Here is a 19,750-nt window from a genome sequence, read left to right as displayed (position 1 = left end):
GTTCTGATGAACGGACGGCCGTTCTAGATGCGCAAAATTCCCCGCGACGCGCAAAGAGGCCGGCGCTGCCCATATTCCGGGCGCGCCAGCCTCTTTGCGTGGCGGCGGAACTTTTGCGCGTCGAAAACGACGGCGGCGGCTAGCTGCGGAAGTTGACGAACTGCAGGTCGGCCTCGTCGAAGTCCTTCAACAGCGCCATGGTGGCCTGGAGGTCGTCACGGGACTTGGACGTCACGCGCAGCTCGTCGCCCTGGATCTGGGACTTCACCGACTTGGGAGCTTCGTCGCGGATCAGCTTGTTGATCTTTTTGGCCAGGTCCTGGGCGATGCCTTCCTTGATGGAGGCCTCGAGGCGGAACTCCTTGCCGGAGGCGTAGGGTTCGCCGGTGTCCAGGGACTTCAGCGAGATGCCGCGGCGGATCAGTTTTGACTGCAGGACATCCAGTACCGCCAGGACGCGTTCCTCGGAGTTGGCCTTCATGAGGATCTTTTCCCCGCTGAAGTCCACCTCGGCGCCAACGCCCTTGAAGTCGTAGCGCTGGGCCAATTCCTTCTGTGCCTGGTTGAGGGCGTTTGCCACTTCCTGCTTGTCCACTTTGCTTACGACGTCGAACGTTGACTCGCCTGCCATGACTCTCCTTGTGCTGGTGGGAGCCCCGTCCGTGGACAGGGCTTGGATGGCTGGATTCAAGCCTAATACGGAAGCTCCTGTTGAGGGGGAGCGGTATTCACAGTTCCCTCTCAGCGGACGCTCCGGGGGAACGAAGGAGGTGCGGTGAGAGTTGAAGGAGTTGGAAAGCTGCACGAAGGGAACCCCATGCACCGCAACGCCGTCCGATATGTCACGCGAACCACCTCGGCAGCGGCCGGTGCGGTGGCAACAGCAGCAACGTCAGTGGCGGCAGCAGCGGTGGCAGCCTCCATCGTCTTCAGCCCGGTGGCCGATGCCGCCTCCCGGATGGAGGGTGTCAGCGAGGATCTTCTCCGCGCAGTCCAGCTGAACCAGATCACCGAGGAGCAGGCATTGAAGTTCGAGGCCCGCCTGGCCGGACGGATCCTGGGCGAAGCCTGACGCGTCCGGCCGGCCCCCGTTCCGGGAGGTGTGGAAGCCCGGAAATCCGCGCTGATCCGGGCGCCAGTGCGCCGATTCGATTCTTCGGCGGAAGTTCTGTAAAGTTGTCTTGCCCGCGGTTACTGGAAGCGGAACGGCCCGGAAACGGACGTTCCACAGACTGCAGCCGGGGGTGATCTTCTTTTGAAGTTCGGCAGATTACCCGAGCGGCCAAAGGGGGCTGACTGTAAATCAGCTGGCAACGCCTACGGGGGTTCGAATCCCTCATCTGCCACCCAAGGAAAAGCCTCCGGAACCACATGGTTCCGGAGGCTTTTTTGCGTCCTTCAGCAGGTCCCTGAAGCCTGCCTCCACGGCAGGCAAAACGCCGACGACACCGTTTCAGCCCGGGCGTAGGCTGGCAGCATCGGCGCATGTACCGCGATGCCCTGCGTCGATTAAAGAATCGATAAAGGAGGACCAATGAGTGCCGTACGTGAATTCATGACTACGGACGCACAGTGTATTAGGGAAAACCAGTCCCTCGCCGATGCCGCCCGGATGATGTTGGACCTGGACTGCGGATCGTTGCCCATCTGCGGTGACGACGGCAAGCTCAGGGGCATGATCACCGACCGCGACATCGTGCTTAAGTGCGTTGCCGCCGGGCGCGATCCGCGCGAGATGATGGCCCGCGACCTCGCCTCTGGCCGGCCGTACTGGGTCGATGCCGACGCTAACGTTGATGCCGCCATCGAAATGATGGAGAGGTACCAGGTCCGGCGCCTCCCGGTCATTGCCGACCACAAGCTGGTGGGAATCATCAGCCAGGGAGACATCGCCCGCAATTACTCCGAACAGCGTGTGGGTGAGCTCGTGGAGCACATCTCGGAACGCAAACGGATGAACGCCTAGCCAGGGCTTCCCGGCGGAATTTTCCCTCAAACTAACGCCACGGAGCCCTTTCCGTGGCGTTACTTCAAGCCCGTTCATGGCCTTGTCCGCAGCTCCCCGCCTTGAAGGTTAGGAGCCGCGGACAAGCTTAGGAAGCTGCCCCGTGGGTTCAGCGCGATCAGTTCAGCACGGGCACTTCAGTATCTTCAGTTCAGTGCGATCAGGAGCATCTGGCTGGTCCCCGGTATGCAGGTCTGCAGGATCGCCCGCGGGAAACCACCGAAAACTGCGATGACGTCGTTGGTGGTTCCCGGGTTGGGCACCTGGCCCCTGGCAGTTGCCTTGTAGGTTCCGTAGCCCGGGATGCTTACTGTCTCACCCACCCCGATTCCGGAGAAGCGCGCCCAGCCGCCGCAGAAGTCATGTTCGGTGATAAAGAGCGAGTAGCCGTCGTTGGGGGTGTAGTGGATGGGTCCGATGCAGGCGTCCACCATGGACTGCCCGCCGGCACCGGCCACGTAGATGGTACGGATTGCAGGAGCGGCAGGAGCGGCAGTAGCGGCAGGAGCGGCAGGAGCGGCAGCGGGCGCCTGAGCCGCTGCCGGTGCAGCTTCCGGTGCGGGAGCGGTGGCCGGTTCGGCCGCCGCCGCGGGTGCGGCAACGGCTGGACCGGCCAGGACCAATGTCTGTCCCGGAACGATGATGCTGGAGGCGCTTAGCCCGTTGGCGGCAAGCATCGCGTTTATGTCCACCCCGAACCTGGCCGCGATGGCGCCAACCGTATCGCCGGGTCCCACCGTGTACCGGTTGGATTCTGCGGCAGGTGCTGCTGGTGGCTTAGGGGCGGGCGCAGGCTCGACGGCGGGTGGTGCCGGAGGTGCCTCCGCCGGCGTTTCCGCTGAAGGCGGTGCCGCTGCCGGTGCAGCCACAGGTGCGTCTGCGGGCAGGGCCGCCTGCTCCTGTCCAACGCCGGCGGAGCTTCCGGAGGAATCGCCGGCGGAACCGGCCTCGCCCGCGGCTTCAACGCCGGCGGCTGCTTCGGGGGCCGCCCCGGCAAAGGGAGCAGCCGCCGTCGTATCCTGCAACAGGGAGGCGGCAGGTGCAGCCAGCGCACCGACTCCCACGGCCGCCACCACGGCAACGGCGGCCATCCCGGCCCAGAGCTTGTTGCTGATGGTGGGCCGGCCGGCGGTCAGGTCAGACCGGGGGATATCGGTAGTGAAACCGTGGATTGGTGGATCTGTGGGTTGAAAGTTCATGGGTAGCCCATCGAGGTTCGGTCCCGGCCGGGCAGCTGCAGGCGCACGAAGCGAAGGCGGGACGGATCGAGGTGTGATGCACCCGGCGGTCCCGTTTCAGACCAGGCCGCCATCGGCACATGATGGAGGCGTCCGCATACCCAGAAAATACGGAAGCTCCGCGAAAAGGCGCTGCCATCCGGAAGCTATCCGGTGAACAGGCCAGCACATGTTGGGTCCTAGGAATCCCGAGTCTAGGAAATCGGCAAGGCGCGGGCATCAGTAGGGATTACCCGAATATTTGGGGTCCGGTACTTGGGCGTTCCTGCCCAGCTGCTCAAGCTGGCAGGATGCCCGCTATTTACCGCGCAACCACTGCACTAGCGGCTGTGCTGGTCCTTCAGCTCAGCGATTTCGCGGCGAAGCGAAGCCATTTCAGCCACTAGTTCCGCCAGCTCGGTACGGACCGGCTCCTCAGCATCGGCGACCGCGTCGGCGGTGTCCTCCACACGCTGGACCAGCCAGGACGCGATGGAGGCTGTGACCACGCCCAGGACGGCAATTCCGCTCATCATGAGGGCGGCCGCGACCATCCGCCCGATGGGGGTCACGGGATACATGTCTCCGTAGCCGACAGTGGTAATGGTGGTCATGGCCCACCACAGGGCGTCACCGAAGGTGACGATCTTGGCGTCCGGGACTGACTGTTCCACGTCAAGGACGGCGAGGGCGCCCACAAACACCAGCATGGTGGCAGAGCCCGCCACGTACGTGACCACGCGACCCCGGAGCGTGTCTCCCAGCGTCCGGTGCAGTACGGACAGCAGTGTCACCAGCCGGAGCAGGCGCAACGGCCGAAAGAACGGCAGGGCCACAATCAGCAGTTCATGCAGGTTCCGGAAGAACCAGCTACTCTTGTCATCCGCCAGCCACAGGTTGGCGATGTAGTCCACTGCAAAGATGCCCCAGGTAGCCCACATTACGGCTTCCAGCCAAAACGCCCCGCTGCCTTCCAGGCGGCCGATCACCTGCCACGCATACGCTGCCAGGAAGATGAGCGCCGTCATCGTAAGCGGCCAGTCCGCCAGGTCCCGGTAGCGTTGTTGGGTCATGCAGCAAATCCTACGCGGACCGGAGGGACCTTTCCGGCCCTGATCCCGCTGGATGTTACCCGCAGGTAACATTGTCGGATGCACCTGCTTCTACGCACCATCCTGCTGCTTTTCACCTCTTCCCGCCGCCCGCCGCTGGCGGTCTGGGACAGTTCCTCGCTGCCGCTGCGGGTGCTGCCCACGGACATCGACATCGCCATGCACGTCAACAACGGCATGTACCTTTCCCTGCTGGACCTGGGCCGGTTCGACCTGATGGCCCGGAGCGGGGTGTGGAAGCGGATGCGGCGCCGGGGCTGGGGTCCGGTGGTCTCCGCGGAAACCATCACCTTCCGGAAGTCCCTTCGGCTGTGGCAGCAGTACACCATCGAAACCCGCATCATCGGCCTGGACGCCAAGGCCATCTACTTCGAGCAGCGCATGGTGGCCGACGGCGAGATCTACGCCCGCGCCTACATCGCCACCCGCCTGGTCCACAAGGGCAGGCCCGTCAGCCAGGAGGACATCCTGCGGGAGTTCGGCCAGCCGCCGGCGGACCTGGTGCTTCCCGGCTGGGTCCATGAGTGGCGCGCTTCCAGCGCACTGCCGGGAACCCGGAGGCCCGCGCCGCACCTTTGGGACCCGCGCCCCTGAACAGTGCCAGGCACTGAACCTTGTGACCCCCGGAATGAGCGTCCCTGGCCTCGCTGATATGCAAGCGGGCAGGATATTCCCAATGACGCGGGAAGCGAACAAACGGTCCAGGGCCGCGACATCCCGTCCTGCCACGCGTACCGTTGACACATGGCTACCGTTGACATCACAGGTGAACAGTTCGCATCGACCATCGAGGGCAACGACATTGTCCTGGTGGATTTCTGGGCAGAATGGTGTGGCCCCTGCAAGCAGTTCGGGCCCACGTACTCCACCGTCTCCGAGAAGCACCCGGATGTCCTCTTCACCAAGGTGGACACGGAGGCCGAGCAGCAGCTCGCAGCCGAGGCAGGCATCTCCTCCATTCCCACGCTGATGGCTTTCCGCGAAAAAGTGCTGGTGTTCTCGCAGCCCGGCGCCCTGAACTCACAGCAGCTCGAACAGGTGGTTGACGCTGTCAAGGCCCTGGACATGGACGAGGTCCACGCGCACGTGGCGCGCCAGCGCGAGGAAGCAGCTGCCGCAGCCGGCCCGCAGGACGGGACGCAGATTCCCGAAGCGTAACCATCCCTTAAAACTCTGAAGCGGCGCACTCCACAAGGAGGGCGCCGCTTCGCTTTGACTGGTTTTACCGGCCGGACGTCAGAGGCGCTCCAGCTTGACCGGCTCAGCCAGCAGGGCGCTCAGGGATTCGTTCAGGTCCTGAACCGCAATGCCCTTGGAGTGCTTGGCCAGGTCCTCCTCCGACGCCCACTGCTCAGTGAGGACCAGTTTCTCCTCGGTGGCTTCGGTGAGCTCGTAACGGATGCAGCCGGTTTCGTTCACCACCTCGTCGATGGCGATTTCCAGGGCCAGCTTCACACGGTAGAACTCGCCGTCGTTGGGGATGAACGTTGCCTGCAGGTCAATGGGAGAACTCATGGATTTCACAATACCGGCCAGCGACTGCAGGCCTATTGCTGTTTACGCAGGCCGCCGGACTGTTGCGCCTCGTTTTTGCTTTTCTTGGTGGGGGCCGCTTGGTAGCGTGCCATCATGCGTGCTTACACAGCCGGGGACACTGACGTCCCGCTTCTCGAGGAGACCATCGGCGGGAACTTTGAGCAGATGGTGGCCAAATTCCCTTTTCACGATGCGCTGATTGAGGCGGCCCCGGTCCCGGGCGCTGACGCGCGGCGGTGGAGCTACGCCAAGATGAATGACGACGTCGACCGGCTGGCGCGTGCGCTCCTCGCCCTGGACATCGCCAAGGGTGACCGGGTGGGGATCTGGAGCCCGAACTGCGCCGAGTGGACGCTGCTGCAGTACGCCACGGCCAAGGCCGGCGCCATCCTCGTCAACGTCAATCCCGCCTACCGCAGCCACGAACTCGAGTTCGTGGTGAAGCAAAACGGCATGCGGATGCTGGTCACCGCCCCTTCGGACCGGAACAGCGATTATGTGGGCATGGCCCGGAATGCACTCGCGCAGTGCCCGGACCTGCGTGAACTTGTGTTCCTGCCCGCCCCGGAAGGGCTCAACGGGGAAGGCCCCGGCGGCGAGGGGCTCGACGCCGGCATCCCCCTCAGCGACTCGGAGCTGACGTACGCCGAGCTGCTGAGGCGGGCGGACGACGTCGGACATTCAGGGCTGCGGGCCCGCATGGCCGAACTCGGCCCGCACGATCCGATCAACCTGCAGTACACCTCCGGGACCACGGGTTTCCCCAAGGGGGCCACGCTCACCCACCACAACATCCTGAACAACGGCTTTTCAATAGGGGAGTTGCTCGGCTACACCGAGCACGACCGGGTGGTGATCCCGGTTCCGTTTTACCACTGCTTCGGCATGGTGATTGGCAACCTGAACGCGCTGAGCCACGGGGCCGCCACCATCGTCCCGGGCCGAGGCTTCAACCCAGCCGCTGCCCTGGAGGCGGTCCAGGACTTCGGCGGAACATCCCTGTACGGGGTGCCCACCATGTTCATCGCCGAGCTCGCGCTGCCGGAGTTTGCCTCCTACGATCTGTCCACTCTCCGCACCGGCGTGATGGCCGGCTCGCTGTGCCCCATCGAGGTGATGAAACGGGTTATTTCGGAGATGAACATGCGGGATGTTGCCATCTGTTACGGAATGACCGAAACCTCGCCGGTATCCACCATGACCCGGGACGGTGACACCCTGCAGCACCGCACGGAGACCGTGGGACGGACCATGCCGCACCTGGAAAGCAAAATTGTGGATCCGGGCTCGGGCGACGTCCTGGAGCGGGGACAGATCGGAGAGCTGTGCACCCGCGGCTACGCAGTGATGGAAGGGTATTGGAACCAGCCGGAGAAAACCGCGGAGGCCATTGACGAAGACGGCTGGATGCACACCGGCGACCTGGCCCGGATGGATGAAGAAGGCTATGTGGTCATTGAAGGGCGCATGAAGGACATGGTGATCCGGGGCGGGGAAAACATCTATCCCCGGGAGATCGAGGAGTTCCTCTATACCCACCCGTCGATCCAGGACGTGCAGGTCATCGGCGTCCCCGATACCCGTTATGGGGAGGAACTGATGGCCTGCGTCATCCTCTCACCGGGTGCGGAGCCGCTGGACGCGGACGCCGTTGCCGAATTTTGCCGCGGCAAGCTGGCCCACTACAAGATTCCCCGCTATGTGGATGTCCGGGCCAGCTTCCCCATGACCGTTTCCGGCAAAATCCGCAAGGTGGAGATGCGGGAGGAGGCCGTGGCGAGGCTGGGACTCTGACCGCTTCTCTAGTGCCGGCGGTGGTCCTGGATGGTCATCCTCGGACCGAACGTGGGTTTGCGGAAGCCGCTGCTTTGGATCATCCGCACCACGCGCTGCCGGTGTCCCTTCCACGGTTCCAGCAGCCGGATCATGCCGGCGTCGTCCGTCCGCCGGCCGGTCAGCGCTGCGCCCACGTAGGCAGCCAGGTGGTAGTCGCCCACGGAGATCGAGTCCGGGCAGCCGTGGGTGCGCTGCACCACCTCCGCCGCTGTCCAGATGCCAATCCCGGGGATAACCTGCATCTTCGCTGCCGCCTCCGGCGCCGGCAGCGCCGCCAGCCGCTCAAGCGCGACGGCGGAACGCAGCACCCGCATCACCGTCGCCGCGCGCTGCGGCCCCACGCCGGCCTTGTGCCACTCCCAGCTGGGGATTTGCAGCCACTGCCCAGCCGTGGGCGCCAGCGTCAGTCCCGGGGGAGCCAATAGTCCTGCCTGCGGTGCCGGGGAGCCGTAGCGGTGCACCAGGTAACGGTAGGCCCTCCGGGCCTCGATTACCGTCACTTTTTGCTCCAGGATGATCGGTACGAGCTGGTCAATCATGCGGCCGCTGGATGGGAGCCGGAGGGCCAGGCTCCGCCGTCGAGCCTCCCGGACCAGGTGGGGGAGCGTGGCGTGGAACTCAGGCTGGTCAAAGTCCTGCCAGTCGTCATCCGCGCCCAGAAGCCGGGGCACTGAGCCGATGGCTGCGCCGGCCCCCGGTCCCCACGCCTGCACGTCCACCCGGAACTCCAGGTCCTCACTGCCTGCGGGGCTGAACCTCACGGTGGCCGGCCCTTCCGCAGTTGTGAAGGCGTTCCAGATGACGCTTCCCTGAACGGTGAAGGACGGATCGCTGTTGCCGCGCAAAAGCGGGCCCAGCGTCCGGCCGAGGTCATACGGGCCACCCGGATACCAGCGGAATGAGGCGTCCGCAGCGGCCGCCAGCCGCGCAGGTGCCTCTGCAATCCTCATACCAGCCATCGTCCCACGGCAGGCTGACAATACGCCTGCCGGGTCGGTTTGGCGCCGGAGTTTTGTCAACGTACGGGGAGCTGCGGGCAGGGTGAAGGACTAGAATCCCAGGTGTGGCGCGGGGCGTCTGCGCCTTCCCTTCGAGCTTCGAGGTGAGCGCAATGGGTGGAGTAGTACATTTTGAAATTCCCGCGGACGATCAGGAGCGGGCACGGAAGTTCTACCAGGAGGCTCTCGGCTGGCGGATCGATCCGGTCCCGGGCATGGATTACAACATGGTGATCACCACCCCCATGGATGAGTCCACGGGACAGCCAACGCAACCGGGCGCCATCAACGGCGGCATGATGGCCAGGGAGGGCCAGATCACCAATCCCGTCATCACAGTGGACGTGCCGGACATTGACGCCACGCTTCAGACGGTGGAGCAACTCGGCGGATCGGTGGTCATGCCCAAGAGCGAGATTCCCGGGATGGGCTACTTTGCCTACTTCAAGGACCCCGAGAACAATGTCATGGGCCTCTGGGAGAACCTTCCCGCGGACCAGCAGGCACAGGCCGCGGGGTAGCGGAATGCGCCTGCGAAAGCGGTAGCTTTGTATCCATGAAGTACGCCCAGTCCGTCCTGGACCTCATCGGCAATACCCCGCTCATCAAGCTCAACCACGTAACGGAGGGCATCAAGGCCACTGTCCTGGTCAAGCTGGAGTACGTGAACCCGGGCGGATCCATCAAGGACCGCATCGCGGCCAAGATGATTGAGGATGCCGAGCGGGACGGCAAGCTGCAGCCCGGCGGCACCATCATCGAGCCCACCTCCGGCAATACCGGCGTGGGCCTGGCGCTCGTCGCCCAGCAGAAGGGCTACAAGTGCATCTTCGTGGTGCCGGACAAAGTGGGCGAGGACAAACGGGCTGTCCTGCAGGCCTACGGAGCGGAAGTGGTGGTGACACCCACCGCCGTCCCGCCGGACAGCCCGCAAAGCTACTACGGCGTCTCCGACCGGCTGGTGCGCGAAACGCCCGGCGCCTACAAACCGGACCAGTTCTCCAACCCGGCAGCGCCGGGAAGCCACTACCTGACCACCGGCCCGGAAATCTGGAGCGACACCGACGGCAAGGTCACCCACTGTGTCATCGGCGCCGGCACCGGCGGAACCATCACCGGCACCGGCCGGTACCTCAAGGAAGTCTCGGCGAACAGGCCTGAGTCCGACGGCGGATTGGTCCGGATCATCGGCGCCGACCCCGAAGGTTCGGTCTACTCCGGCGGCACCGGGCGCCCGTACTTCGTGGAGGGCGTGGGGGAGGACATGTGGCCTGGGAACTACGACAAGTCCGTCCCGGACCAGGTCATCGCCGTCACCGACGCTGATTCCTTCGCCATGACCCGCCGCCTCGCCCGCGAGGAGGGGCTGCTGGTGGGCGGGTCCTCAGGGATGGCTGTGGTGGCCGCACTGCAGGCGGCGCGGGACCTGCCGGAGTCCGCCGTCGTCGTCGTCATCCTTCCGGATTCCGGCCGCGGCTACCTGGCCAAAATCTTCAATGACCAGTGGATGCGGTCCTACGGCTTCCTCTCCGGCGGCGAGGAAACGTCGGTCGGCGAGGTCATCAAGTCCAAGAACGGCGAACTGCCGGACCTGGTGCACATCCACCCGAACGAGTCCGTCCGCGATGTCATCAACATCATGAACGAGTTCGGCGTCAGCCACATCCCGGTCCTGTCCCAGGAGCCGCCGGTGGTGATGGGCGAGGTGCTGGGCGCTGTGGATGAGCGCACGCTTACGGCCAAACTGTTCCGCGGCGAGGCCAAGCTGACGGACAAGATCGCCGAGCATATGGGACCCAAGCTGCCCGTCATCGGGTCCCTGGAAACCATCTCAGCGGCCAGGGAGCTGCTCTCGGACGTGGACACCGTGATGGTCACGTTCGTTGGCGCCCCGGTGGGAATCCTCACCCGGCATGACCTCCTGGCCTACCTCAGCAACTGAACTGCTTCAACCCCGATAAGGAGCATCATGTCCGTCCCGCAGAACCAAGGTTTCAACACCCGTGCGGTGCACGCCGGCCAGGACTTTGAGCCGCGCACCGGTGCTGTGATCCCGCCCCTCCATTTCGCCACCACGTACGCCCAGGACGGCATCGGCGGGCTGCGGGACGGCTATGAGTACAGCCGCGGCGGTAACCCCACCCGGGACGCCCTGCAGGAACAGCTCGCCGCGCTGGAAGGCGGCACCTCCGCCTACAGCTTCAGCTCCGGGCTCGCAGCCGAGGATTCGTTGATCCGCGCCCTCACCCGCCCCGGGGACCACATCGTGCTCGGCAACGATGCCTACGGCGGCACCTACCGGCTGATCAGCCGGGTGCTGGGCGGCTGGGGGATCGGCAACACCCCGGTGGACATGGCAGACCTCGACGCCGTTGCCCAGGCCGTCGCCGCCAATAGGACGCGCTTCGTCTGGGTGGAGACGCCGTCCAACCCGCTGATGAAGATCACGGACATCGCCGCGCTCGCAGGCATAGCGCACGACGCCGGTGCCCTCCTGGTGGTGGACAACACCTTCGCTTCGCCTTACCTGCAGACGCCGCTGGCCTTGGGTGCCGACGTCGTAGTCCATTCCACCACCAAGTACATCGGCGGCCACTCTGATGTGGTGGGCGGCGCCGTAGTGGTCAAGGACGCGGAGCTGGCGGAGAAGATCGGCTTCGTCCAGTACGCCGTAGGCGCAGTTTCAGGGCCCATGGACGCCTTCCTCACCACGCGCGGCCTGAAGACCCTGGGCGTGCGGATGGACCGGCACAGCCTCAACGGCCAGGCCGTGGCGGAATGGCTGCAGGAACGCCCCGAAGTGGAGGCTGTGCTCTATCCAGGCCTGCCCTCCCACCCTGGCCACGAGCTGGCGAGGAAGCAGATGAGAAGCTTCGGCGGCGTGGTGTCGGTGCAGTTTAAGGGCGGTGAGGCAGCAGCCCGGAAGGTGGCCGAGTCCACGTCCGTGTTCATGCTGGCAGAGTCGCTGGGCGGCATTGAGTCACTGATGAACTACCCCTCGGAGATGACACACGCCTCGGTGAAGGGCACTGAGCTGGCCGTTCCGGTGAACCTGCTCCGGCTTTCGTGCGGAATTGAGGACGTGGAGGACCTGATCGCGGACCTCGACCAGGCGTTCACCTCCCTGCCCTAAGCGGATTTCCGCAACTCCTCCCTCCAACCCCGCGCGAGATGACACTTCGCGGCAGTTCTGCCTGGCCGGATTGCCGTCAAGTGTCATCTCGCGTCCCGGAACCCTAGGCTGGCTTTCAGGTCGGAGCGGCCCATTGAACTGTCCACCGCTGAGTCGGGAAAGAAGCAGCCGCATGAGTACCGCGATACCGGACGAAGAAGCAGCGCCGGCTGAGGCAACCGTGTCTGATGGGCACGAAAGATCCCTGACCCCATCCCCGCCAGCCTTCCAGCGCCGTCTGCACCCCGCCTGGATTGTTGCGGCGGTAGCGTTCCTCGCCCTGGTAGGAGCTGCGGGGTTCCGGGCCGCGCCGGGGGTGCTCATGGTGCCGCTGCAGCAGGAGTTCGGCTGGTCCACTACTGTGTTGTCGGCAGCTGTCAGCATCAACCTGGTCCTCTTTGGGCTCACAGCACCGTTCGCGGCTGCCCTGATGGAGCGTTTCGGCATCCGGGCAGTAACGGCAACCGCGCTGGTCCTGATCGGAACGGGCAGCGCCCTGACGGTGTTGGTCAACCAGGCATGGCAAATCCTGCTGACCTGGGGCCTGCTGATTGGCCTCGGAACCGGGTCGATGGCGCTGGTCTTCGCCGCCACCATTGCCAACACCTGGTTCGTCAAGAGCCGTGGGCTGGTGATCGGCATCCTGACCGCGGGCAGCGCGGCCGGCCAGCTGGTTTTCCTTCCGTTTATCGCCATGCTGGCCCAGGATCCCGGCTGGCGGCAGGCGTCCCTGTTAATCGCCGCGGGAGCACTGGCGGTAGTCCCGCTGGTGCTGAAGTTCCTCAAAAACTCCCCGGCCGACGTCGGGGCCTTGCCTTACGGTGAAACTGCCCCTGCCGGTGAGGCGCTGCCGCAGTCCCCACTGGAGGAGACGGGCCGGCGAAGCAACGCTGCGGTGCGCGCCCTGCAGGTCCTCAAGAGGGCCAGCCGCATCCGCACGTTCTGGGCTTTGGCGGCCGGGTTCGCAATCTGCGGTGCCACCACCAATGGGCTGATCGGCACCCACTTCATTCCCTCAGCCCACGATCACGGCATGCCCGAAACCACTGCCGCCGGCCTGCTCGCCGTCGTCGGCCTCTTTGACATCGTGGGCACCATCGCCTCGGGGTGGCTGACTGACCGGTTCAACCCCCGAATCCTGCTCGCCGTCTATTACCAGTTCCGCGGGATCGGACTGCTGGTGCTGCCCCTGCTCCTGAGCGCCGAAATCCAGCCCAGCATGATCGTCTTTGTGGTGATTTACGGCCTCGACTGGGTGGCCACTGTCCCGCCGACAGCGGCCATCTGCCGGGAGACCTTCGGAGCGGACGGCAGCGTAGTGTTCGGCTGGGTCTTCGCGGCCCACCAGCTCGGAGCGGCCGCGGCTGCACTGGGCGCCGGAGCCATCAGGGATGCCACCGGCCAGTACACCTACGCCTGGTTCGGCGCAGCCGCGATGTGCACCATCGCGGCCGTCATCAGCGCCACCATCCGCCGGCATGCCGCCCCGCGGGAAGAGCCGGTCCCCGTGGCTTAACAGCGCGCCTATTAGGCTGGTGCCATGGAACCCCCTATCCATGGCGCTGCCCGCAATACTGCCCTGATCACGGGTGCCGGAAGGCTGGCCAGTATCGGTGCCGGCATTGCCCGGCAGCTCGCGGCGGACGGCTGGGACCTGGTCCTGTCCTACTGGCAGGACTACGATGCCCGGATGCCGTGGGGGAGTGAACCCGAGGATCTGGTCCGGCTGACCGCCGAGCTCGAAGCCATCGGCGCCCGTGCCCACGTCATCCCGGCCGACCTTCAGGACCCCGGTGTCCCGGACCGGCTGGTGGCCCAAGCAGTACAGCTCGCCGGCCCGCTGCAGGGGATGGTGCTCAGCCACGCCGAATCCGTCGACTCCGGCATCCTGGACACCAGTCTGGAATCGTTTGAGCGCCACTTTGCCGTGAACACCCGCGCCAGCTGGCAGCTGATTGCCGCGTTCGCGCGGCAGGCAACGAACGACGGCGGCGCGATCGTTGCGCTGACCAGTGACCACACAGCGTTCAACCTTCCCTATGGCGCCTCGAAGGGCGCGCTGGACAGGATCGTCGTCGCGGCCGCCCGGGAGCTGGGTCCGCAGGGCATTTCCGCCAACGTCCTCAACCCGGGTCCGGTGGACACCGGGTGGATGACAGACGAGATCCGGCAGGCCGTCGTCGAACGCCAGCCCACCGGCCGGCTGGGCACCCCGGCCGACGTCGCCGCTACGGTGGCGTTCCTGCTCTCACCTGCCGGCCGGTGGGTCTCCGGCCAGCTCATCAAGTCCGACGGCGGCTTCTCCGCCTGACCCCAAGTTGGGATTGCGGGGATCAGCGGAAGGCACCAAGGCCGGTGATGTGCTGGCCGAGGATCAGGGTGTGAACCTCGTCGGTGCCCTCATATGTGCGCACCGACTCCAGGTTCGCCGCGTGCCGCAGCGGAGGGTAATCCAGCGTGATCCCGTTGCCGCCCAGGACGGACCGGGCCTCGCGGGCAATGCGGATGGCTTCGCGCACATTGTTCAGTTTGCCCAGCGAAATCTGCTCCGGCCGCAGTCTGCCGGCGTCTTTCAGCCGGCCCAGGTGGAGTGCCAGCATTGTTCCTTTCTGAATCTCGAGCAGCATGTTCACCAGCTTTTCCTGGGTCAGCTGGTAACCGGCCAGCGGTTTGCCGAACTGGAGCCGCTCCTGCGAGTACGCCAGCGCTGCCTGGTAGGAGTCGCGGGCAGCACCCATGGCGCCCCAGGCGATGCCGTACCGCGCCTCGTTCAGGCAGGTGAACGGGCCGCGCAGGCCGCGCGCCGCCGGGAGCAGGGCCTCCGGTCCCAGCCGGACGTCGTCGAACACCACATCGCACTGGATGGACGCGCGCATGGACAGTTTCCGGGTGATAGGCGTGGCGGTTACGCCGGGCGTTCCGGCTGGGACCAGGAAGCCGTGCACGCCGACGTCCGTCATGGCCCACACCACCATCACCCCCGCCACCGAGGCCAGCCCAATCCAGCGCTTCGCCCCGTTCAGCACCCAGCCGGCGTCGTCGCCCCGCCCGTCGCGACGGGCGAAGGTGGTCATGGAGGACGGATCGGAACCGGCAGCAGGCTCGGTCAGGGCGAAGCATCCGATGACCTCCCCGGCGGCCATCCTGGGGAGCCACTCCTGCTTCTGCTCCTCATTGCCCCATGTATGGATGGCGGTCATGGCCAGCGAACCCTGCACCGAAACGAATGTGCGGATTCCGGAATCGCCCGCCTCCAGTTCCATCGCTGCCAGGCCGTACTCGACGGCGGACCTGCCTGGGCAGCCGTAGCCCGTCAGGTGCATCCCCAGCACCCCGAGCTCACCCAGTTCCGGGGCAATTTCCAGGGGAAAGACGGCATCTTCATACCAGCGGGCGATGTCCGGCCTGATGCGCTGGTCCGTGAAGTCCCGGACTTTTTGCCGGAGGGCCAGTTCGTCCGCAGTCAGCAGGGAATCAAGGGCGAGGACATCGGACAGGTCTGATGTCATGGCCGTCCGACAAAGTAGCCGCGGGTTGCGGGCAGGAACCGGCAGAGCACGGCCAGCACCACGCCCAGGGCCAGGAGCACTACGCCACTGATGAAGGCGCCGCCGACGCCGAAGATCTGGGTATCGCCGTACGCCGGGTCCCACATCTGCACGGCCGAGATGAAGAAGGCGGCGGTCAGCAACAGCGCGCCCACCAGGGGCAGGATGCCCCGGAACCACAGGTTTCGTGCGGACCCGCGCAGCGTGTCCCGGAAGTACCAGAAGCAGGCGAAGCCGGTGAGGGCGTAGTAGAAGGCGATGAACAGGCTGATGGCGCTGATGGAGTCGGAAAGCAGGTTTTCGCTCAGGAAGCTCATCACCACGTAGTAGGCCATGGCCGCGGCCCCCATGACCTGGGTGGAAAAACCTGGGACCTGGTACTTCGGATGCACCTGCCCGAACTTTGCGGGCAGCGCGCCGTGGACTCCCATGGACAGGGTGCCGCGGGCGGTGGGCAGGATGGTTGTCTGCGTGGAGGACAGCACCGAGGCGAGGACCGCAACGACGATCAGCCAGCCCCAGGGTCCCAGCACCACGTCCTTCATGGCCAGGAAGACGTCGTCCTGGTTGGCCTCGTTGCCCAGGCCGATGCCGTCAGTGCCAACGGTGGCGTACATCATCACCAGGAGCGCAACGGACAAGTAGATGGCCACCAGCACGAAGGCGGAAATCACGGCCCCGCGGCCCGGGGTGGTGGAGGGGTTTTCGGTTTCCTCATTAACCGCCAGGCAGGTGTCCCAGCCCCAGTAGATAAACAGGGCAAGCAGCGCGCCGTGGACCACCGCGCCAGGATCGGCGAAGGCGCCGGCAGGATTGAACCACTCAAAATCGAACGCCTGGATGGTGGTTTCCCCGGCCGCCGAACCCGCCACAATGCCCACCACAATGGCCAGCGCAAAGATGCCCAGCGCGATGTACTGCACATAGGTCAGGACACGCTGGACGTGCTCGCCCAGCCGGATGCCCCGGTAGTTGACCAGCGTCATCACGGCGATGAACAGCACGCCCGTGACGGTGACCACCGCCTTGTTGTCGGCCAGGGAACCGTCACCCACCAGGAGCCACAGATACTGGCCCGCCACCTGCGCGAGGTTGGCGAGGACCACCATGCCCGCGAGCGCAACGCCCCAGCCGCCCAGCCAGCCTGCCCACGGCCCGAAGGCCCGCCGGGACCAGGTGAACGTGGTGCCGCAGTCCGGGATGGCGCTGTTGAGCTCACGGAAGGCATAGGCGATAAACAGGACGGGGATGAAGCCCAGCAGCAGGATCAGGGGCGTGTAGTTCCCGTTCACCGCAACGATGAGTCCCAGGGTGGCGGCGAGCGAATAGACCGGCGCCGTGGAAGCCAGGCCCAGCATGACGGAGTCGCCCAGGTCCAGGATGCCGGCGCGGAGACCCTTGGGCGGGACGTTGGTGCCGGGCGCGCCGCCCGGTCCTCCCGCCGTCGTGGTTTCTGTGCTCATAGTGCGATACCTGCTTTGCTGGAATGGGCCGCGGCCGAGAGCGGGGCCGGAGCGTCAATGGTGTTGGGCACGAACCTGCAGAAGTAGTCAGTGATGGGGCCGTCCGATTCCCGGATCCCGCAGCCCACGGACTCACCGTCCACCACCCAGAGGCCAAGGACGGGGTGGTTGCCGTCAAAATCCGGCAGCGGCTGGTATTGCTGGTAGCACCAGCCCTCGCGGCCGTATCCGCCGGGCTGTTCGAGGTTGATGCCCTGGGCGTGGATCTTGATGTTGTCGCCCTCTCGGCCGTGAAGCGGCTTTGCCACCCATTCCTTGAGCGGCCCTGGTTCGTTGAGGTATGCGGGCAGCAGGTTGGGGTGATCGGGGTAAAGGTGCCACAGCGCCGCGAGAAGTGCCTTGTTGGAGAGCAGCATCTTCCAGGCCGGCTCAACCCAGCGTGGATTGTGGGCGCGTTGCAGCAGGCGGGGACCGAACGGTTCCTTCATCATCAGCTCCCACGGGTACAGCTTGAACAGCGTGCTGATCATGAAGTTGTCCATGTCCACGAAGCGGTTCAGGTTGGGGTCCCAGCCGATATCGGACATGTTGATGCCGATGGTGGTCCAGCCTGCCTGGCTGGCCACGTCCCGCATGTAACCGGCCGTCATCCAGTCCTCACCGGACTCCTCGACTTCCGAGTGCGCCACGTGCAGGGTGCTCATGCCGGTGCGGTACTGCACTTTTTTCCACTGCCGGATCAGCGCTTCGTGGATGCCGTTCCACTGGTCCTTGTCCGGGAAGACGTCCTGCAGCCAGAACCACTGGGCCACCGCGGCCTCGATCAGGCCGGTGGGGGTGTCCGCGTTATATTCGAGCATCTTGGCGGGGCCGCCCTGCCCGTCGTAGATGAAGTCGAACCGGCCGTAGACATCCACGTCCCCGGCCTGAAGCGATTCCGCGGCCAGTTCCAATGCCTGGGATCCAATGCCGATGTTCCCCATAGCGCCGGTCGCGAGGAACCGTGCTGCCTCCAGGCACATCTTGTGCATGTCCTCAGCCGCTATTTCGAGGGTTTCCACCTCGTCCCCGGTGAATTCGTAGTACGCGGCCTCGTTCCAGTATTCGATCCTGCGCCCGTCGGGCATGGTGGTGGTGGAGAACACCAGGCCCTGTTCTTCGATCTTCTGCTTCCACCCGGGCCGGGGCTCGCTCAACAACCGCTTCACGCTCAGCCCCCCGAGACTTTGCCGCCGCCGCTGGTGCCGCTCTTTGCGGTGGTGCCGAACCCGCCGCGGCTGACGGTGCCGCCCTGGGTGCTGTACCCCGTGGATGCCTTCGCGCCGCTGGGAACTGTCCTGCTGAAGTTCGGCGCTGTGGACCGGTTCTGTCCCACTGCGGGCACGAACGCGCCGCGGGAGAAGAAGTACCAGGCGTAGATGCCGCCGCCGCGTCCGGCGGAGCTGTTGCAGTTGGTGTCCTCCACGCGCTCGCCGGTTTCGTCGTTGAAACAGACCTGTGCGTACTCCGGATCGTCCTGGTTGCTGGCTACAACTGCCGTGATGGTGCCCGCCAGCAGGGCGGTGACGCCCAGGCCTACGACGACGGTCCGCCGCTGGGAGCGCTTCTTCCGGGCAGCAGCCTCGTTGAGCTGCTTTTCCCGGTCGCGGGCAAAGGGGTCCACCGGCGTGACGGGCTCGTTGAGGAGGTCCGGCCGGAGCTCCGGCTTGGGCACCTGCCAGGGGGGAGGCTTGGGGGCACTGCCTTCGCCCGGGGGCCGGCCGCCGTCGCTTTGCGGCTCGTTGTCCGGATCCTTGTTCGGGTCCATGGCGTCCCCCTCTGTAGTCCACGTCAATTGGGCACAGCGCTGCACCCCCAATTGCAATCCTCAAATCAGCGTAGTCCCTGCAGACCGCTGCTGCGAGCAAGCAACCCGGGAGAACTCCCCATGGCGGTGTGCCGGGCCGGAGGGGCGCCGGATCCCTACACTGGAGCCATGGAAACCGCCTCTGTGCTCGCCGTCTGCCGTGTCCACCAGCTCCTGCCGGATGCGTCGAATGTGGGGGTGACCGCCATCGACAAGCGTGCGGTGGAGGGGCCGGTGAAGGTGCACAAGCTGGGCCTGCAGGGCGACATCCAGGCGAACCGGGTCCACCACGGCGGCCCGGACCAGGCCATCTATGCCTACTCACAGGCGGACGCCGACTTCTGGGCAAAGGAGCTCCGGCGCGACCTGCCGCCGGGGATTTTCGGCGAGAACCTGCGCGTCGCCGGGATCGACGCCACCGGGGCCCTGATCGGGGAGCGCTGGAAGATCGGCCTGGACGTGGAAGTGGAGGTCACGTCGCCGCGCACACCCTGCGCCACCTTCCAGCGCCGGATGGGTGAGCCGCAGTTCGTCAAACGCTTCACCGGGGAAGGCCGGGTAGGGGCGTACCTGCGCGTGGTGCGGGTGGGCACCATCCGGGCAGGCGACCACATCCACCGGCTGTACGTCCCGAAGCACGGGGTCACCGTGGGCAAGTGGTTCAGCGAACCGGACCGGGAGTCCATGGAAGCACTCCGTGACGCCGAGGCCGAGGGCGGGATCCGCCTCCAGCAGCCTGAGTTCAGGCAGAAGTTCGCGGCGCTCGAGCGGCAGCTGGGCCGGTAACTGCTCACCCGGGTGGCCGGCGGGGGAGCCGTGTGCGCAAGCTCACCGCCGCCGTCGTGCCCCGGATTACCGCTGGGGCAGGTCCGTGCCCTACACTTGAAACATCCCCCACTCCGGAAATCCCTTATTCCTGCCCAATTTTTGAGGCAGGACTGGTAAGTGTTGGGGCCCGCAATTGTGAAGCGGGCATTTTCATAGGGAGAGCCGGCTAAAGAAAACGCTGTACAGACT

20 protein-coding genes and 1 tRNA gene are annotated in these 19,750 nt (G+C 65.5%); 12 read left to right on the top strand and 9 right to left on the bottom strand.

Annotation, left to right across the window (positions count from 1 at the left end; translation table 11 throughout):
• Positions 1–139: 139 nt before the first annotated feature.
• On the bottom strand, positions 140–631 hold the full coding sequence (locus M1E07_RS15130; RefSeq protein WP_050054209.1) for a YajQ family cyclic di-GMP-binding protein: 492 nt from the start codon (positions 629–631) through the stop codon (positions 140–142).
• Between the two features lie 186 nt (positions 632–817).
• Between M1E07_RS15130 and M1E07_RS15125 the strand changes: the two genes are divergently transcribed.
• The 3 genes from M1E07_RS15125 to M1E07_RS15115 all read left to right on the top strand — a co-directional run bounded on the left by M1E07_RS15125 (position 818) and on the right by M1E07_RS15115 (position 1,966).
• Positions 818–1,072 carry a hypothetical protein gene (locus M1E07_RS15125; RefSeq protein WP_461190409.1) on the top strand — a complete coding sequence of 85 codons (255 nt, stop codon included), beginning with the start codon at positions 818–820 and terminating at the stop codon, positions 1,070–1,072.
• Between the two features lie 192 nt (positions 1,073–1,264).
• Positions 1,265–1,346 (top strand) — tRNA-Tyr (locus M1E07_RS15120).
• Positions 1,347–1,534: 188 nt separating this feature from the next.
• Positions 1,535–1,966, top strand: coding sequence for a CBS domain-containing protein (locus M1E07_RS15115; protein ID WP_461187452.1), 432 nt, complete (start codon positions 1,535–1,537; stop codon positions 1,964–1,966).
• A 185-nt stretch (positions 1,967–2,151) separates the two neighbouring features.
• Here the strand turns inward: M1E07_RS15115 and M1E07_RS15110 are convergent, their stop codons facing one another.
• The gene (locus M1E07_RS15110; protein ID WP_461187451.1) at positions 2,152–3,204 is read right to left on the bottom strand and encodes a LysM peptidoglycan-binding domain-containing protein; all 1,053 of its coding nucleotides are present in this window, start codon (positions 3,202–3,204) and stop codon (positions 2,152–2,154) included.
• A gap of 359 nt (positions 3,205–3,563) precedes the next feature.
• A complete protein-coding gene (locus M1E07_RS15105; RefSeq protein ID WP_461187450.1) occupies positions 3,564–4,295 on the bottom strand; it encodes a potassium channel family protein in 732 nt (243 codons plus the stop codon).
• Positions 4,296–4,373: 78 nt separating this feature from the next.
• Between M1E07_RS15105 and M1E07_RS15100 the strand changes: the two genes are divergently transcribed.
• A complete protein-coding gene (locus M1E07_RS15100) occupies positions 4,374–4,928 on the top strand; it encodes an acyl-CoA thioesterase (protein WP_461187449.1) in 555 nt (184 codons plus the stop codon).
• 150 nt (positions 4,929–5,078) lie between these two features.
• The gene (locus M1E07_RS15095) at positions 5,079–5,492 is read left to right on the top strand and encodes a thioredoxin family protein (RefSeq protein ID WP_461187448.1); all 414 of its coding nucleotides are present in this window, start codon (positions 5,079–5,081) and stop codon (positions 5,490–5,492) included.
• A 78-nt stretch (positions 5,493–5,570) separates the two neighbouring features.
• Here the strand turns inward: M1E07_RS15095 and M1E07_RS15090 are convergent, their stop codons facing one another.
• A complete protein-coding gene (locus tag M1E07_RS15090) occupies positions 5,571–5,849 on the bottom strand; it encodes a putative quinol monooxygenase (protein ID WP_461187447.1) in 279 nt (92 codons plus the stop codon).
• A 114-nt stretch (positions 5,850–5,963) separates the two neighbouring features.
• Here M1E07_RS15090 and M1E07_RS15085 point away from each other — a divergent pair, with 114 nt between their 5' ends.
• Complete coding sequence (locus tag M1E07_RS15085) at positions 5,964–7,664, top strand: AMP-binding protein (protein ID WP_461187446.1); 1,701 nt, start codon at positions 5,964–5,966, stop codon at positions 7,662–7,664.
• A gap of 8 nt (positions 7,665–7,672) precedes the next feature.
• Here the strand turns inward: M1E07_RS15085 and M1E07_RS15080 are convergent, their stop codons facing one another.
• The gene (locus M1E07_RS15080; RefSeq protein WP_461187445.1) at positions 7,673–8,656 is read right to left on the bottom strand and encodes a DNA-3-methyladenine glycosylase family protein; all 984 of its coding nucleotides are present in this window, start codon (positions 8,654–8,656) and stop codon (positions 7,673–7,675) included.
• Between the two features lie 161 nt (positions 8,657–8,817).
• On the opposite strand from M1E07_RS15080, the gene M1E07_RS15075 reads away from it, so the two are divergent.
• The 5 genes from M1E07_RS15075 to M1E07_RS15055 all read left to right on the top strand — a co-directional run bounded on the left by M1E07_RS15075 (position 8,818) and on the right by M1E07_RS15055 (position 14,187).
• Positions 8,818–9,225: a VOC family protein gene (locus M1E07_RS15075; RefSeq protein ID WP_461187444.1), complete on the top strand. Its 408-nt coding sequence runs from the start codon at positions 8,818–8,820 to the stop codon at positions 9,223–9,225.
• A gap of 35 nt (positions 9,226–9,260) precedes the next feature.
• Positions 9,261–10,646, top strand: coding sequence for a cystathionine beta-synthase (locus tag M1E07_RS15070; protein WP_461187443.1), 1,386 nt, complete (start codon positions 9,261–9,263; stop codon positions 10,644–10,646).
• 27 nt (positions 10,647–10,673) lie between these two features.
• Positions 10,674–11,837 (top strand): cystathionine gamma-synthase, encoded by a 1,164-nt coding sequence (locus M1E07_RS15065; protein WP_461187442.1) that lies wholly within the window; start codon positions 10,674–10,676, stop codon positions 11,835–11,837.
• Between the two features lie 172 nt (positions 11,838–12,009).
• Positions 12,010–13,392 carry an MFS transporter gene (locus M1E07_RS15060; protein ID WP_461187441.1) on the top strand — a complete coding sequence of 461 codons (1,383 nt, stop codon included), beginning with the start codon at positions 12,010–12,012 and terminating at the stop codon, positions 13,390–13,392.
• 24 nt (positions 13,393–13,416) lie between these two features.
• On the top strand, positions 13,417–14,187 hold the full coding sequence (locus M1E07_RS15055) for an SDR family oxidoreductase (protein ID WP_461187440.1): 771 nt from the start codon (positions 13,417–13,419) through the stop codon (positions 14,185–14,187).
• A gap of 22 nt (positions 14,188–14,209) precedes the next feature.
• Here the strand turns inward: M1E07_RS15055 and M1E07_RS15050 are convergent, their stop codons facing one another.
• Genes M1E07_RS15050 through M1E07_RS15035 form a run of 4 tightly spaced genes read right to left on the bottom strand, consistent with a single transcriptional unit; the run spans position 14,210 to position 18,694 of the window.
• Complete coding sequence (locus M1E07_RS15050) at positions 14,210–15,385, bottom strand: acyl-CoA dehydrogenase family protein (protein WP_461187439.1); 1,176 nt, start codon at positions 15,383–15,385, stop codon at positions 14,210–14,212.
• Positions 15,382–16,887 (bottom strand): APC family permease, encoded by a 1,506-nt coding sequence (locus M1E07_RS15045; protein ID WP_461187438.1) that lies wholly within the window; start codon positions 16,885–16,887, stop codon positions 15,382–15,384. The genes M1E07_RS15050 and M1E07_RS15045 overlap by 4 nt, the downstream gene beginning before the upstream one ends.
• Positions 16,884–18,095, bottom strand: a complete 1,212-nt coding sequence (locus tag M1E07_RS15040; protein ID WP_461187437.1) for a glutathionylspermidine synthase family protein — start codon at positions 18,093–18,095, stop codon at positions 16,884–16,886. The genes M1E07_RS15045 and M1E07_RS15040 overlap by 4 nt, the downstream gene beginning before the upstream one ends.
• A gap of 2 nt (positions 18,096–18,097) precedes the next feature.
• Positions 18,098–18,694, bottom strand: coding sequence for a Tat pathway signal protein (locus tag M1E07_RS15035; protein ID WP_461187436.1), 597 nt, complete (start codon positions 18,692–18,694; stop codon positions 18,098–18,100).
• A gap of 168 nt (positions 18,695–18,862) precedes the next feature.
• Between M1E07_RS15035 and M1E07_RS15030 the strand changes: the two genes are divergently transcribed.
• A complete protein-coding gene (locus tag M1E07_RS15030; RefSeq protein WP_461187435.1) occupies positions 18,863–19,519 on the top strand; it encodes an MOSC domain-containing protein in 657 nt (218 codons plus the stop codon).
• Positions 19,520–19,750: the final 231 nt, after the last annotated feature.

This window comes from Arthrobacter sp. Z4-13, assembly GCF_054792705.1.
This window is presented reverse-complemented; position numbering and strand designations above follow the sequence as displayed.